Below are 12,467 nucleotides of genomic sequence, written 5' to 3'. Positions count from 1 at the left end.
GCGCGGCACGGGCGGACCGCGCACGCACCGAAGAAGCAGCGGTACTTGAGCGCCGCCCCGGAAGGGAGCGCCGCCGGGCAAGGAGGGCCGCATGACCGTACGGCGAGTAATGGGCATCGAGACCGAGTACGGGATCTCCGTACCGGGACACCCCAACGCCAATGCCATGCTCACCTCGTCCCAGATCGTCAACGCCTACGCGGCGGCGATGCACCGGGCGCGGCGCGCCCGCTGGGACTTCGAGGAGGAGAATCCGCTGCGGGACGCGCGAGGCTTCGACCTCGCCCGCGAGACAGCCGACTCCAGCCAGCTCACGGACGAGGACATCGGCCTGGCCAATGTGATCCTCACCAACGGGGCCCGGCTCTACGTCGACCACGCACACCCCGAGTACAGCTCCCCGGAGATCACCAACCCCAGGGACGCGGTCCTGTGGGACAAGGCCGGCGAGCGGATCATGGCCGAGGCCGCCGAGCGCGCGGCCCAGCTGCCGGGTGCCCAGCCCATCCACCTCTACAAGAACAACACCGACAACAAGGGCGCCTCCTACGGCACGCACGAGAACTACCTGATGAAGCGGGAGACCCCGTTCTCGGACATCGTGCGGCACCTGACGCCGTTCTTCGTCTCACGGCAGGTGGTCACCGGCGCCGGACGGGTCGGAATCGGCCAGGACGGCCACGAGCACGGCTTCCAGCTCAGCCAGCGCGCGGACTACTTCGAGGTCGAGGTCGGCCTGGAGACCACGCTGAAGCGCCCGATCATCAACACCCGCGACGAGCCGCACTCCGACGCCGAGAAGTACCGCCGCCTGCACGTGATCATCGGCGACGCGAACCTCTCGGAGATCTCCACCTACCTCAAGCTGGGCACCACCTCGCTGATCCTGTCCATGATCGAGGACGGCTTCATCAACGTCGATCTGGCCGTGGACCAGCCGGTGCGCACCCTGCACCAGGTCTCCCACGACCCGGAGCTCCGGCAGCTGATCACGCTGCGCAGCGGCCGGACACTCACCGCGGTGCAGTTGCAGATGGAGTACTTCGAGCTGGCCCGCAAATACGTCGAGGAGCGGTACGGCCAGGACGCGGACGAGCAGACCAAGGACGTCCTCGGCCGGTGGGAGGACACCCTCAACCGGCTGGAGAACGATCCGATGAGCCTGGCCGGCGAGCTGGACTGGGTCGCCAAGCGCCAGCTCATGGAGGGCTACCGGCGCCGTGACGGCCTGGACTGGGACGCGGCACGCCTGCATCTGGTGGACCTCCAGTACGCCGACGTGCGCCCCGACAAGGGCCTGTACAACCGTCTGGTCGCCCGGGGGCGGATGAAACGCCTGCTCGACGAGAACGAGGTCCAGCGGGCCCGTACGGCGCCGCCGGAGGACACCAGGGCGTACTTCCGTGGCCGCTGCCTCGAACAGTACGCGGACGACGTCGCCGCGGCCTCCTGGGACTCGGTCATCTTCGACCTGCCGGGCCAGGACTCGTTGCAGCGCGTGCCCACGATGGAGCCGCTGCGCGGTACCCGCGAACACGTGCAGGGCCTTCTGGACCGGTGCCGTACGGCTCAGGAACTGGTCCAGGTCCTGTCGGGCGGCTGAAAGGGCTCCCGGCTGGGAATCATTCCGATGACCTCCGGACGTTGAGACAAGTACCGGGCCAATGTCGGACCCCATGGGTAGGGTCTGATCAAGTGCTTTCGAACCGAGCGGGGTGAGCTAAATGGCGACCAAGGACACCGGCGGCGGACAGCAGAAGGCGACGCGTTCCACCGAGGACGTCGAGGAGCAGGCGCAGGACGCGCAGGGCTCCGAAGACCTCAAGGAGCGCCAGGAGAAGCTGAGCGACGACGTGGACGACGTCCTCGACGAGATCGACGACGTGCTCGAGGCCAACGCCGAGGATTTCGTGAGGTCGTTTGTTCAGAAGGGCGGGGAGTAGCCGGCCCGGCGCCGGAGCCGGCGGCAGGTGTGTGCGGTGCGGGCGGACGCCCGCATCGCACGCCGCGGGCAGGGACCGGGCGACCGGTCCGATTGCCCCCGCCTCATATGTGGATCACTGCCGCCGGGCGGGTAGGGTCCGGGGCGTACTGTGCTGCAACTGCAATTCGGCCATCGGCAAGTTGGGAGATGATCCTGACGCCTTGCGCAGGGCCATCGCATACCTGGAGGGAAACGCGTGGAAGCCAACACTCGTAGCACCGGGCGTCTACCAGCTGCCTTCCTGACGCCGGGGTCGTCCTCCTTCATGGACTTCCTGTCCGACCAGGCGCCCGGGATGCTGCCGGGCAACCGGCAGACGCCGCCCATGAAGGGGGCCATCGAGGCCCCCCACGGCACGACGATCGTGGCGGCCACCTTCCCCGGCGGGGTCGTACTCGCCGGTGACCGGCGGGCCACCATGGGCAACATGATCGCGCAGCGCGACATCGAGAAGGTCTTCCCGGCCGACGAGTACTCGGCGGTGGGTATCGCCGGTACGGCCGGTCTCGCCGTGGAGATGGTCAAGCTCTTCCAGCTGGAGCTGGAGCACTTCGAGAAGGTGGAAGGCGCCCAGCTCTCCCTGGAGGGCAAGGCGAACCGGCTCTCCACGATGATCCGCAGCAATCTGGCGATGGCCATGCAGGGTCTGGCCGTCGTCCCGCTCTTCGCCGGCTTCGACGTCGACCGGGGGCGCGGGCGGATCTTCAGCTACGACGTCACCGGCGGGCGTTCCGAGGAGCACGGGTACGCCTCCACCGGCTCCGGCTCGATCTTCGCGCGTGGCTCGATGAAGAAGCTCTACCGCGAGGACCTGACGGAGGAGCAGGCGCTCACGCTGGTCGTCCAGGCGCTGTACGACGCGGCGGACGACGACTCGGCGACCGGCGGCCCGGACGTGGCCCGGCGGATCTACCCGATCGTCACCGTCATCACCGACGAGGGCTTCCGGCGGCTGACCGAGGCGGATTCCGCCGAGATCGCGCGCGCGATTCTGGAACGCCGCCTGGAACAGCCCGACGGCCCGCGCGCCGCGCTGCTCTGAGCGTTCGTATCCAGGCCTCTCTGATGCTCCTGCCACTGACAGAAAGGGACGGATAGCCGGTGTCGACGCCGTTCTATGTCTCACCTCAGCAGGCCATGGCCGACCGGGCGGAATACGCCCGGAAGGGCATCGCCCGTGGTCGCAGCCTGGTTGTGCTGCAGTACGCCGACGGAATTGTGTTCGTCGGCGAGAACCCGTCCCGTGCGCTGCACAAGTTCAGCGAGATCTATGACCGGATCGGTTTTGCCGCGGCCGGTAAGTACAACGAGTACGAGAACCTCCGCATCGGCGGAGTGCGCTATGCGGATCTGCGTGGATACACCTATGACCGTGACGATGTGACCGCGCGTGGACTGGCGAACGTCTACGCGCAGACGCTCGGCACCATTTTCTCCAGTGCGGCCGAGAAACCGTACGAAGTGGAACTGGTGGTCGCCGAGGTCGGCTCGGAGCCGGAGGGCGACCAGATCTACCGGCTGCCGCACGACGGCTCGATCGTGGACGAGCACGGCTCGGTCGCGGTCGGCGGCAACGCGGAACAGATCAGTACGTTCCTGGATCAGCGCCACCGTGACGGGATGTCGCTCGCCGAGGCGCTGAAGCTGGCCGTGCAGGCGCTGTCCCGCGACCCCAACGGCAGCGAGCGGGAGATCCCCGCCGAGCGGCTGGAGGTCGCGGTCCTGGACCGTACGAGGCCGCAGCAGCGCAAGTTCAAGCGGATCGTCGGTCGGCAACTGGCCCGGCTGCTGGAGGCGGACGCCTCGGCCTCGACGCCGACGGACGCCCCGTCCGACACGGAGGACGGCGACGGCGCGGACACCCCCACGGCCACGGCGGACCCGAAGAGCGCCAAGGGCGCGAAGGGTGCGACCGACACCACCGATTCCGGCGGGGACGTGGAGTAGCGGTTCGCTCCGCCCTCGCGGCGACGCTCCGGCCCCGGTCCGCCCTTTCCGGGCGGGCCGGGGCTCCGTCATGCGGTCGGAAGGCCGGGCGGCGGGGCCGATGAGCCCCGGACGACCAGCCGCACCGGCAGGCTGCCCGGCTGGGCCTGCCGGCCGGCCAGGACGGCCAGCAGGGCGGCCATGCCGCGCTCGCCGACCTGTTCGGCGGGCAGTTGCACGGTGGTCAGTTCCGGCTCCACGGCCGTGGCCAGGGCCAGATCGTCGAAGCCGGTGACCGAGAGGTCGTCCGGCACGCGCAGCCCGAGCCGGCGGGCGGCCTTGCAGGCACCCGCCGCCAGGATGTCGTCGTCGCACACGACCGCGGTGGGCCGGGGGCCCGGAAGCGTCAGCGCGTGCTCCGCCGCCTCGCGCCCCGCCCGTACGTCCAGCGCGGCGGACGCGGTGCGCACCTCGGTGCCCGGGACCTCGCGCAGCGCCGTGTGCAGGGCGCCGGCGCGGGCCGTGAACGTCCAGGTGTCGACGGCCGACGCGAGGTGGAGGAAGCGGCGGTGGCCGAGGGCGAGCAGGTGGCGGGCCACCTGGCGCATCCCGTCGGCGATGTCGAGGTTGACCCGGGCGGCGGGGCCCGGCGCCGAGGGGTCGCTGTCCAGCATCACCAGCGGGACGTTCGCGCCGTGCAGGGCGTCGAGCGCGTCGGCGGCCATGGACGAGGCGATGACCCCGTCCAGCGCGGCGCGTGCCGAGGGGAAGGGGTCGCGGGCCGGGCCCGTGCCGTCGGGCGAGGGGTAGAGGACGACCCCGAAGCCGTGCTCGGCGGCGACCGCGGCGGCGCCGGTGTAGACCCGGGCGAAGAACTCGTTGGTGAGGGCGGGGACGACCAGGAGGGCCGTCCGGGTGCGGCCCAGGCGCAGATTGCGGGCGGCGAGGTTGGGCCGGTAGCCGAGGCCGCGGGCGGTGTCGCGCACCCGTGCGGCGGTGGTCTCGGAGACCCTGCCCCGCCATTTCTCGCCGAGGACCAGGGAGACCGTGGCCTGGGAGACGCCTGCGGCCCGCGCCACGTCGCGGCTGGTGGGCCGGGGCGGGCCGGGCAAAGCTGGGCTGGTCACGCGGGCCTCCGGGCCGGTCGGAGCAGGCCCGTGCGGTGGACCTGAGGACGGGCTCATGGTACGTATGAACCCGGGAGTTATACGTAAAACCTCGCCGCCCGAACGGGCTTCCGGGGGAGAGGGGCGGGACATGGCCGCGGGATATCTGGACATCCTCAGGGCGCGGCACGCCGCCCGGCTGCTGACGGGCACCCTGGTGGGCCGGCTGCCCAACGGCACCGCCAACATCGCGATCGTCCTGTTCATCCGCGCCGAGGGCGGCAGCTACACGCTCGCGGGCGCGCTCGCCGCGGTCTACGGACTGGGCACGGCGGCCGGACAGCCGCTGCTGGGCCGCGCGGTGGACCTGTACGGGCAGCCGCGCGTCCAGTTGCCCGCCGCCGTCCTGTCCGCCCTCGGCATGGCCGTGCTCGCCGTGGCGGGCATCGGCCTCCTCCCGCTCGCCTACGCGGCGGTGGCCGTGGCCGGTGTCTTCACCCCGCCGCTGGAGGGCGGCCTGCGGGCCCTGTGGCCGAGCGTGCTGGGCCGCGAGGACCGGGTGCACCGGGCCTATGCCATGGACGCGGTCGCCCAGGAGATCATGTTCACGGCCGGACCGCTCCTCGTGACGCTCCTGGTCGCCCTCTGGTCACCGGCCGCGGCCCTGCTCGTCATCAACGCGATCGGCGTACTCGGCGCCCTGTCCGTCGTGCTCTCCGAGCCCTCCCGGACCTGGCGCTCGGCCCCGCGCGAGGCGCACTGGCTGGGCGCGCTGCGCTCGCCCGGTCTGCTGGCGCTGCTCGGCTCGTTCTTCTTCGTCGGGCTGGCGCTGGGCTCCATCACCGTGGCGGGCATCGCGTACGCCGACGACCACGGCCGGGAGTCCGTCTACGGCTGGCTGATGGCCGCCCTGGGGCTCGGCGCGCTGATCGGCGGGCTGGTGTACGGGGCGCGGCAGTGGGCCGGGGCGCCGGAGCGCCGGCTGCGGGTGATCGTGGCGCTGCTCGCGCTCGGCTACCTGCCGCTGATGCTGACGCCGGGAGTGGCCGCGATGACCGCGCTGGCCGCCGTCGCCGGGGTGTTCCTCGCGCCGGCCATCGCGTGCTCCTTCATCGTCGTCGACCGGCACGCCCCGCGCGGCACGGTGACGGAGGCGTTCTCGTGGCTCGTGACCACCTTCGGGGTGGGCGCGGCCGCGGGGACGGCGGTGGCCGGCCCGGCGGTGGAGCTGGGCGGGACCGCCTGGAGCTTCGCCGTCGCGGGGGCCGGTGGAGTGGCCGCGCTGGCCGTTCTCCTGGCCACCGGAAAGGTCCTCGCAGCTCCCGCCCGCACGGCCGTAGCGGTGCGAGGATCGGAAAATGATCGAAACGGTGCCGTCGAACCCGGTTTCAGCTCGGGCCATCAGGCGTAATGTTCAGTCATGGACCGCCGCATTTTCGGGCTGGAGAACGAGTACGGCGTCACGTGCACGTTCAGGGGACAGCGCCGACTGTCTCCTGATGAAGTGGCGCGCTACCTCTTCCGCCGTGTTGTGTCATGGGGCCGCAGCAGCAATGTCTTTCTGCGGAACGGCGCCCGCCTCTACCTCGACGTGGGATCGCATCCGGAATATGCAACCCCCGAATGCGACAACCTGACCGAACTGGTCACACACGACAAGGCCGGCGAGCGCATTCTCGAAGGCCTGCTCGTCGATGCCGAACGCCGCCTGCACGAGGAGGGAATCGCCGGCGACGTCTATCTCTTCAAGAACAACACCGACTCGGCGGGAAACTCCTACGGATGCCACGAGAACTACCTCGTGGCCCGGCACGGAGAATTCTCGCGCCTCGCGGACATCCTCATTCCCTTCCTCGTCACCAGGCAGCTGATCTGCGGCGCCGGCAAGGTGCTGCAGACCCCGAGGGGCGCGGTCTACTGCGTCAGCCAGCGTGCCGAGCACATCTGGGAGGGCGTCAGCTCCGCGACGACGCGTTCCCGGCCGATCATCAACACCCGCGACGAGCCGCACGCGGACGCGGAGCGCTACCGCCGCCTCCACGTCATCGTCGGTGACTCCAACATGTCCGAGACGACCATGCTGCTCAAGGTCGGCGCCACCGACCTGGTGCTCCGCATGATCGAGGCGGGCACGGTGATGCGTGACCTGACCCTGGAGAACCCGATCCGGGCGATCCGCGAGGTCAGCCACGACACCACCGGGCAGCGCAAGGTCCGCCTCGCCAGTGGCCGCGAGGCGTCCGCCATAGAGGTGCAGCGCGAGTACTACGAGAAGGCCGTGGACTTCGTCGACCGCCGCGGCATCCGCACGGGCAACGTGGCGCGGGTCCTCGAACTGTGGGGGCGCACGCTCGACGCGATCGAGGCGGAGGACCTCGGCCGGATCGAGACCGAGATCGACTGGGTCATGAAGTACAAGCTCATCGAGCGGTACCGGGCCAAGCACAACATGACCATGTCGAATCCGCGGGTCGCCCAGATAGACCTCGCCTACCACGACATCCACCGCCGGCGGGGGCTGTACTACCTGCTGGAGCGCAAGGGGCAGGCCGCCCGTGTGTGCAACGACCTGAAGATCTTCGAGGGCAAGTCGGTGCCCCCGCAGACGACCAGGGCGCGGCTGCGCGGCGACTTCATCCGGCGGGCCCAGGAGCAGCGGCGGGACTTCACCGTCGACTGGGTCCACCTCAAGCTCAACGACCAGGCTCAGCGCACGGTCCTGTGCAAGGACCCGTTCCGTTCGGTGGACGACCGGGTGGAGAAGCTGATCGCGGGTATGTGAGCCGGCGCGGGACACACCCCGGCACCGGCGGCGACTCGGGCCCCGTACGTTCCTCGTACGGGGCCCTTCGCACGGCCTAGAGTGGCGGGGTCCCGGAAGCTCCGGGGCGCGTGTCCCCCACATATGCCGTCTGAGATCTGAGGAACCAGTGCGCCGACTTGCCGGCCTTCTCGTCGTCCCCCTGCTGCTGTTGTCAGCGGCCTGTGGCAGCGACGACAAGGGCTCCGACTCCGCTTCCGCCTCCGCGTCCGCCCCCTCCAAGGGCGGTTTCCCCGCCATCACCGCGGGCGCGAAGTTCGGCGAGAAGCCCACCCTGGCCAAGGGCACGGGAACGCCGCCCAAGGAGCTGAAGACCAAGGTCATCAGTGAGGGCGACGGCGCGAAGCTCAAGAACGGCGACGTGACCCAGGTCAACTACCTCGGCCAGGAGTGGGACTCCACCAAGCCGTTCGACAACAGCTTCGACCGCAAGCAGCCGTTCGACCTGACGCTCGGCGCCGGCATGGTTATCCAGGGCTGGGAGAAGGGCCTGATCGGCCAGAAGGTCGGCAGCAGGGTCCAGCTCGTCATTCCGCCGGACCTCGGTTACGGCGCCCAGGGCCAGGGCGACATCAAGGGGAACGCCACCCTCGTCTTCGTCGTCGACATCCTGAAGGCGAAGCAGATCCCGGCGTCCGCCAAGGGCACCCCCGTCGCCCAGGACAACATCGACCTGCCGAAGGTGGGCACCGAGACGGACGGGAAGGCGCCGAGCCTGACCATCCCCAGCAAGGTCGACCCGCCGAAGAAGCTGGTCTCCAACTACGTCCTGGAGTCCAAGGGCGACGTGGTCAAGGACACCGACACGGTCGTCGTGAACTACGTGGCCAAGCTCTGGAAGGACGGCAAGGAGTTCGACAACACGTACACCACGGGCAAGACGGCCACCTTCCCGCTGGCCCAGGTCACCCTCAAGGGGCTCAAGGACGGCATGGTCGGCAAGAAGGTCGGCAGCCGTGTCCTCCTCGTCGTGCCGCCGGACCAGGGCCTCGGCGACAAGGAGCAGCAGTCGATCCCGGCCAACTCCACGCTGGTGTTCGCCGTGGACATCCTGGCGAAGATGTAAGACTGTCCCGGTTGCCCAGTTCATCAGTAAGAGGAGCAAGTCAGTGAGCATCGACAAGCCCGAGATCGACTTCCCGGGTGGCGAGCCGCCGGCCGACCTGGAGATCAAGGACATCTGGGAGGGCGAGGGCGCGGAGGCCAAGGCCGGCCAGACCGTCTCCGTCCACTACGTGGGTGTCGCCTTCTCCACCGGCGAGGAGTTCGACGCCTCGTGGAACCGCGGCAAGCCGCTGCAGTTCCAGCTCGGTGCCGGACAGGTCATCGCGGGCTGGGACAAGGGCGTGCAGGGCATGAAGGTCGGCGGCCGCCGCCAGCTGACCATCCCCGCGCACCTCGCGTACGGCGACCGCGGCGCCGGCGGCGGCACGATCGCCCCGGGCGAGACGCTGATCTTCGTCTGCGACCTGGTCGCCGTCTGATCCCGCGACCCGCGCTCCGAGGGCCCGTGCCGCAAGGCGCGGGCCCTCGCTTTTGTCCGGACACTCCGGGGCGGTACGGTCGAGCGTCGTAGAGCACAACAGAGAGGGCGTCGATGGCGATTGCCAAGGCCGAGCGGCTGATGAACCTGGCGCTGTGTCTGCTGGGGACCAGGCGCCCGCTCAGCAAGCGCGAACTGCGCGGTTCCATCGAGGCCTACCTCGAAGCCGGTTCCGACGACGCCTTCAACCGGATGTTCGAGCGCGACAAGGACGATCTGCGCGAGCTCGGTCTCGTCATCGAGACCGTGGAGAACCTGGACGGCGACACCGGCTATCTGGCCCGCCGCGACAGCAACCGGCTGCCCCCGATCACCCTGGACGCCGAGGAGGCCGCCGCGCTCGGCCTGGCCGCCAAGGTCTGGCAGCAGGCCCGGCTCGCCGGCGCGGCCAGCGGCGCGCTCCAGAAGCTGCGGGCCGCCGGCATGCCCGAGACCGGGGAGGCCTACGAGGTGCACAGCGCCCTCGAACCGCGTATCCCCGTCCACGAGGCCGCGTTCGAACCCCTGATGCTGGCCTGCCGCGACCGCCGCCCGGTGACCTTCGACTACCGCAAGGCCAACGCCGCCCAGCCCGAGCAGCGCCAGGTCGAGCCCTGGACGCTGGAGTGCTGGCGCGGCCACTGGTATCTGGCCGGCTGGGACCGCGAGCGGGGCGCCGAGCGCGTCTTCCGGCTCTCCCGGATCACCGGCAGGGTCCGCTCCCGGGCCGGAGCCTTCACCGCCGAGGTGCCCGACGTGGTCACCGTCCGCGAGACCGTGGAGAGCTGGGCGGGGGAGACCGCGACCCGCACCGCGCTGATCAGGCTGCGGGCCGACTCCGGCTACCCGCTGCGCGCCCGCGCGATATCGGTCCGGGAACTCGGTGATGGGTGGGAGGAGTTGGAGATCCCGTACGGACACGGTCTGGACGCCTGGCTCGTCGAGTTCGGCCCGGACGTCGTCGTCACAGGACCCGCGGACCTGCGGGCCGACGTGGTGGACCGGCTGCGCGCCGTGGCCAAGGACTGAGGGGACCCGAAATCATGGCCACGAACGCCATCGACCAGACCCGCCGGATGCTCTCGCTGGTGACGTATCTGCGCGAGCGCCCCGGCGCGCACGTCCAGGACGTCGCGCGGGCCTTCGGGATCACCGAGGACGAGCTGATCTCCGACCTCGACGTGCTGCCCATGTGCGGGACCAGCTTCCGGGGCGGTGACCTGCTGGACATCGACACCGACGGCGACCGGATCTGGTGGCACAACGCGGACGACGTCGCCGAACCGCTGCGGCTCGCGGCCGACGAGGCGACGGCCCTGCTGGTCGCCGCCCGCGCCGTGGCGACCCTGCCGGGTCTGCGGGAGAGCGACCGCCAGGCGCTGCTGCGCGCCACCGCCAAGCTGGAGGCGGCCGCCGGAGAGGTCGGCGCGGCCAGCTCCCGGCTCTCGGTCACCTTCGAGTCCGAGGGCGGGGTCTTCGCCGAGGTGGACCGGGCGATCTCGGAGCGGCGCCGGCTGTGGCTGCGCTACTACTCGCCCGCCCGTGACGAGCTGACCGAGCGCGAGGTGGACCCGATCCGGCTGTTCGCCGTCGGGCACACCTATATGGAGGCGTGGTGCCGCTCCTCCGAGGACCGGCGCACCTTCCGGCTCGACCGGGTCGCCGAGATCCGGCTGCTGGACGAACCGGCGGCGCCGCCCGAGCTGGAGCTGCGGGACCTGTCCGAGGGCCTGGTCCAGCCGGCCGCCGAGGACCCGGAAGTCGTGATCGAGGTGGGCCCCGGCGGGCGCTGGGTCGCCGAGTACTACCCGCACGACCGGGCCGATGAGCTGTCCGACGGGGGCCTGCGGATCACCCTGCGCACCCCCGACCCGGCGTCGCTGCGCAGGCTGGCGCTCCGGCTCGGCCGGGAGGGGCGTATCGTCTCGCCCCCGGAGCTGGCCGAGAGCGCGCGGCGCGCGGCCCGTGCGGCGCTCGCGGCCTACGACGGCGCGGCCTGAAGGGACGGCTGAGGAGATATGGGCAACCTGTCCGTGGTGCCGGGTCTCGCCGGCGTGCCGACCGTCACGGTGCCGGAGTCGGCGCGCTTCAGGGCGGCCTGCCCCGACTGCCGTGCGCGGTCCGAGCTGGCGGCGGCGGAGTTCCGGCTCGTGATCGGCGCCACCAGCCGCACCACGTTCTACTCCTTCACCTGCCCGGAGTGCGCCGCCGGCGTCCGCAAGCCGGCGGGGGAGCGGATAGTGGAACTCCTCATGGACGGCGGCGTGCGGACGCTGCGCCTGCACACCGGTCCCTGAGACGTCCTCCGAGACGTCCTGGGGCCTTCGGACACGAGACAAGTCGAGGCTCTGCGCATGTTCTGGCCCATGCTCGCCATCGCCCTGGGATTCCTCGGGATCGCCGTGCTCGGCGTGCTGGCCATCAAGGTGTTCGTCGAGGCCCAGCGCCTCGGCCACCAGGTGACCCGCACCACGGAACGCATCAACCGGGCCGCCGAGGACCTGGAGCACGCGGCCACCCGCCTCGCGTCCACCGGGAAATCGCTGCCGTAGCGGGGCCGGGCGGCCGCGCGGAACGCGGCCTCCTGTTTCGGAGGCCCGGAGGGTACGCTGCTGCTGACGGCCCAGGCAGGGAGGTGCGGGCCGCTATCGAAAGTATGCACGGGCATTGCCCCGCGTTTACTCCCGCGGGTTACGATCGCTGCCAGCGCATTGGCCGGATGTGTATCCGGCCATCAGGGCAGCGAGCCCACCTCCAGCCGCCTCAGCCAGAAGGAAGCACATCATGGGCAATCTGAAGCCTCTAGAGATCGTTCTGATCATCGCTGTCATCCTGCTGTTGTTCGGCGCCAAGAAGCTTCCCGACATGGCCCGTTCGCTGGGCAAGTCGGCCCGCATCCTCAAGAGCGAGGCCAAGGCCATGAAGAAGGACGACGAGCCGGCGGCCACGACGGACGCCGCCGCCGACCCGGCCGCCCAGCAGGCCACCGCGCGCACGATCCAGGCCGCGCCCGGCGACGTCACGAGCTCCCGCCCGGTGAGCGAAGCGAAGCCCACCACCCAGAGCTGATCGCGTCGACGGGCTGACCCGTCGGCTGCCGCACGAGAC

At 70.5% G+C, this 12,467-nt stretch carries 15 protein-coding genes; 14 read left to right on the top strand and 1 reads right to left on the bottom strand.

What is annotated here, in order from left to right:
- Nucleotides 1-91 precede the first annotated feature (91 nt).
- The 5 genes from dop (at nucleotide 92) to prcA (ending at nucleotide 3,931) form a co-directional block, all read left to right on the top strand.
- Nucleotides 92-1,603, top strand: coding sequence for a depupylase/deamidase Dop (gene dop / locus P8A18_RS05200; RefSeq protein ID WP_306052143.1), 1,512 nt, complete (start codon nucleotides 92-94; stop codon nucleotides 1,601-1,603).
- A 121-nt stretch (nucleotides 1,604-1,724) separates the two neighbouring features.
- The gene (locus P8A18_RS05195) at nucleotides 1,725-1,943 is read left to right on the top strand and encodes a ubiquitin-like protein Pup (protein WP_306052141.1); all 219 of its coding nucleotides are present in this window, start codon (nucleotides 1,725-1,727) and stop codon (nucleotides 1,941-1,943) included.
- Between the two features lie 31 nt (nucleotides 1,944-1,974).
- Nucleotides 1,975-2,229: an endonuclease domain-containing protein gene (locus P8A18_RS05190; protein ID WP_306060682.1), complete on the top strand. Its 255-nt coding sequence runs from the start codon at nucleotides 1,975-1,977 to the stop codon at nucleotides 2,227-2,229.
- Entirely contained in the window at nucleotides 2,181-3,026 is an 846-nt protein-coding gene (gene prcB / locus P8A18_RS05185) for a proteasome subunit beta (protein WP_306052139.1), read from the top strand. Before P8A18_RS05190 ends, prcB begins: the two co-directional genes overlap by 49 nt.
- Nucleotides 3,027-3,085: 59 nt before the next feature.
- On the top strand, nucleotides 3,086-3,931 hold the full coding sequence (prcA, locus tag P8A18_RS05180) for a proteasome subunit alpha (RefSeq protein WP_306052137.1): 846 nt from the start codon (nucleotides 3,086-3,088) through the stop codon (nucleotides 3,929-3,931).
- Nucleotides 3,932-3,999: 68 nt separating this feature from the next.
- On the opposite strand, the gene P8A18_RS05175 is transcribed toward prcA, so the two are convergent.
- Nucleotides 4,000-5,037 (bottom strand): LacI family DNA-binding transcriptional regulator, encoded by a 1,038-nt coding sequence (locus P8A18_RS05175; RefSeq protein WP_306052135.1) that lies wholly within the window; start codon nucleotides 5,035-5,037, stop codon nucleotides 4,000-4,002.
- 130 nt (nucleotides 5,038-5,167) lie between these two features.
- Here P8A18_RS05175 and P8A18_RS05170 point away from each other — a divergent pair, with 130 nt between their 5' ends.
- From P8A18_RS05170 to tatA, 9 genes are all read left to right on the top strand, one after another.
- Nucleotides 5,168-6,427 carry an MFS transporter gene (locus P8A18_RS05170; RefSeq protein WP_306052133.1) on the top strand — a complete coding sequence of 420 codons (1,260 nt, stop codon included), beginning with the start codon at nucleotides 5,168-5,170 and terminating at the stop codon, nucleotides 6,425-6,427.
- 9 nt (nucleotides 6,428-6,436) lie between these two features.
- Nucleotides 6,437-7,798, top strand: coding sequence for a Pup--protein ligase (gene pafA / locus P8A18_RS05165; RefSeq protein ID WP_306052131.1), 1,362 nt, complete (start codon nucleotides 6,437-6,439; stop codon nucleotides 7,796-7,798).
- A gap of 148 nt (nucleotides 7,799-7,946) precedes the next feature.
- Nucleotides 7,947-8,903, top strand: a complete 957-nt coding sequence (locus P8A18_RS05160; RefSeq protein WP_306052129.1) for an FKBP-type peptidyl-prolyl cis-trans isomerase — start codon at nucleotides 7,947-7,949, stop codon at nucleotides 8,901-8,903.
- 43 nt (nucleotides 8,904-8,946) lie between these two features.
- Nucleotides 8,947-9,321 carry an FKBP-type peptidyl-prolyl cis-trans isomerase gene (locus tag P8A18_RS05155; protein WP_306052127.1) on the top strand — a complete coding sequence of 125 codons (375 nt, stop codon included), beginning with the start codon at nucleotides 8,947-8,949 and terminating at the stop codon, nucleotides 9,319-9,321.
- A gap of 113 nt (nucleotides 9,322-9,434) precedes the next feature.
- Complete coding sequence (locus P8A18_RS05150; RefSeq protein WP_018556157.1) at nucleotides 9,435-10,388, top strand: helix-turn-helix transcriptional regulator; 954 nt, start codon at nucleotides 9,435-9,437, stop codon at nucleotides 10,386-10,388.
- Nucleotides 10,389-10,402: 14 nt separating this feature from the next.
- A complete protein-coding gene (locus P8A18_RS05145; RefSeq protein ID WP_306052125.1) occupies nucleotides 10,403-11,359 on the top strand; it encodes a helix-turn-helix transcriptional regulator in 957 nt (318 codons plus the stop codon).
- Between the two features lie 18 nt (nucleotides 11,360-11,377).
- Nucleotides 11,378-11,656 carry a hypothetical protein gene (locus tag P8A18_RS05140; protein WP_306052123.1) on the top strand — a complete coding sequence of 93 codons (279 nt, stop codon included), beginning with the start codon at nucleotides 11,378-11,380 and terminating at the stop codon, nucleotides 11,654-11,656.
- Between the two features lie 57 nt (nucleotides 11,657-11,713).
- Complete coding sequence (locus P8A18_RS05135) at nucleotides 11,714-11,911, top strand: hypothetical protein (RefSeq protein ID WP_306052121.1); 198 nt, start codon at nucleotides 11,714-11,716, stop codon at nucleotides 11,909-11,911.
- A 229-nt stretch (nucleotides 11,912-12,140) separates the two neighbouring features.
- Entirely contained in the window at nucleotides 12,141-12,428 is a 288-nt protein-coding gene (gene tatA, locus P8A18_RS05130) for a Sec-independent protein translocase subunit TatA (protein ID WP_026250455.1), read from the top strand.
- Nucleotides 12,429-12,467: the final 39 nt, after the last annotated feature.

Source organism: Streptomyces sp. Mut1 (assembly GCF_030719295.1).
In the GTDB taxonomy this organism is placed as follows: domain Bacteria; phylum Actinomycetota; class Actinomycetes; order Streptomycetales; family Streptomycetaceae; genus Streptomyces; species Streptomyces castrisilvae.
The sequence above is the reverse complement of the archived record's forward strand: the minus strand, read 5'-3'. Positions and strand labels throughout refer to the sequence as shown.

Excerpts from the sequence above, each read along its gene's own strand:
- P8A18_RS05170 (WP_306052133.1), top strand. The coding sequence starts at position 5,168 with ATGGCCGCGGGATATCTGGACATCCTCAGGGCGCGGCACGCCGCCCGG.
- pafA (WP_306052131.1), top strand. The coding sequence starts at position 6,437 with ATGGACCGCCGCATTTTCGGGCTGGAGAACGAGTACGGCGTCACGTGC.
- P8A18_RS05195 (WP_306052141.1), top strand. The coding sequence starts at position 1,725 with ATGGCGACCAAGGACACCGGCGGCGGACAGCAGAAGGCGACGCGTTCC.
- P8A18_RS05150 (WP_018556157.1), top strand. The coding sequence starts at position 9,435 with ATGGCGATTGCCAAGGCCGAGCGGCTGATGAACCTGGCGCTGTGTCTG.
- P8A18_RS05140 (WP_306052123.1), top strand. The coding sequence starts at position 11,378 with ATGGGCAACCTGTCCGTGGTGCCGGGTCTCGCCGGCGTGCCGACCGTC.
- P8A18_RS05135 (WP_306052121.1), top strand. The coding sequence starts at position 11,714 with ATGTTCTGGCCCATGCTCGCCATCGCCCTGGGATTCCTCGGGATCGCC.
- P8A18_RS05145 (WP_306052125.1), top strand. The coding sequence starts at position 10,403 with ATGGCCACGAACGCCATCGACCAGACCCGCCGGATGCTCTCGCTGGTG.
- dop (WP_306052143.1), top strand. The coding sequence starts at position 92 with ATGACCGTACGGCGAGTAATGGGCATCGAGACCGAGTACGGGATCTCC.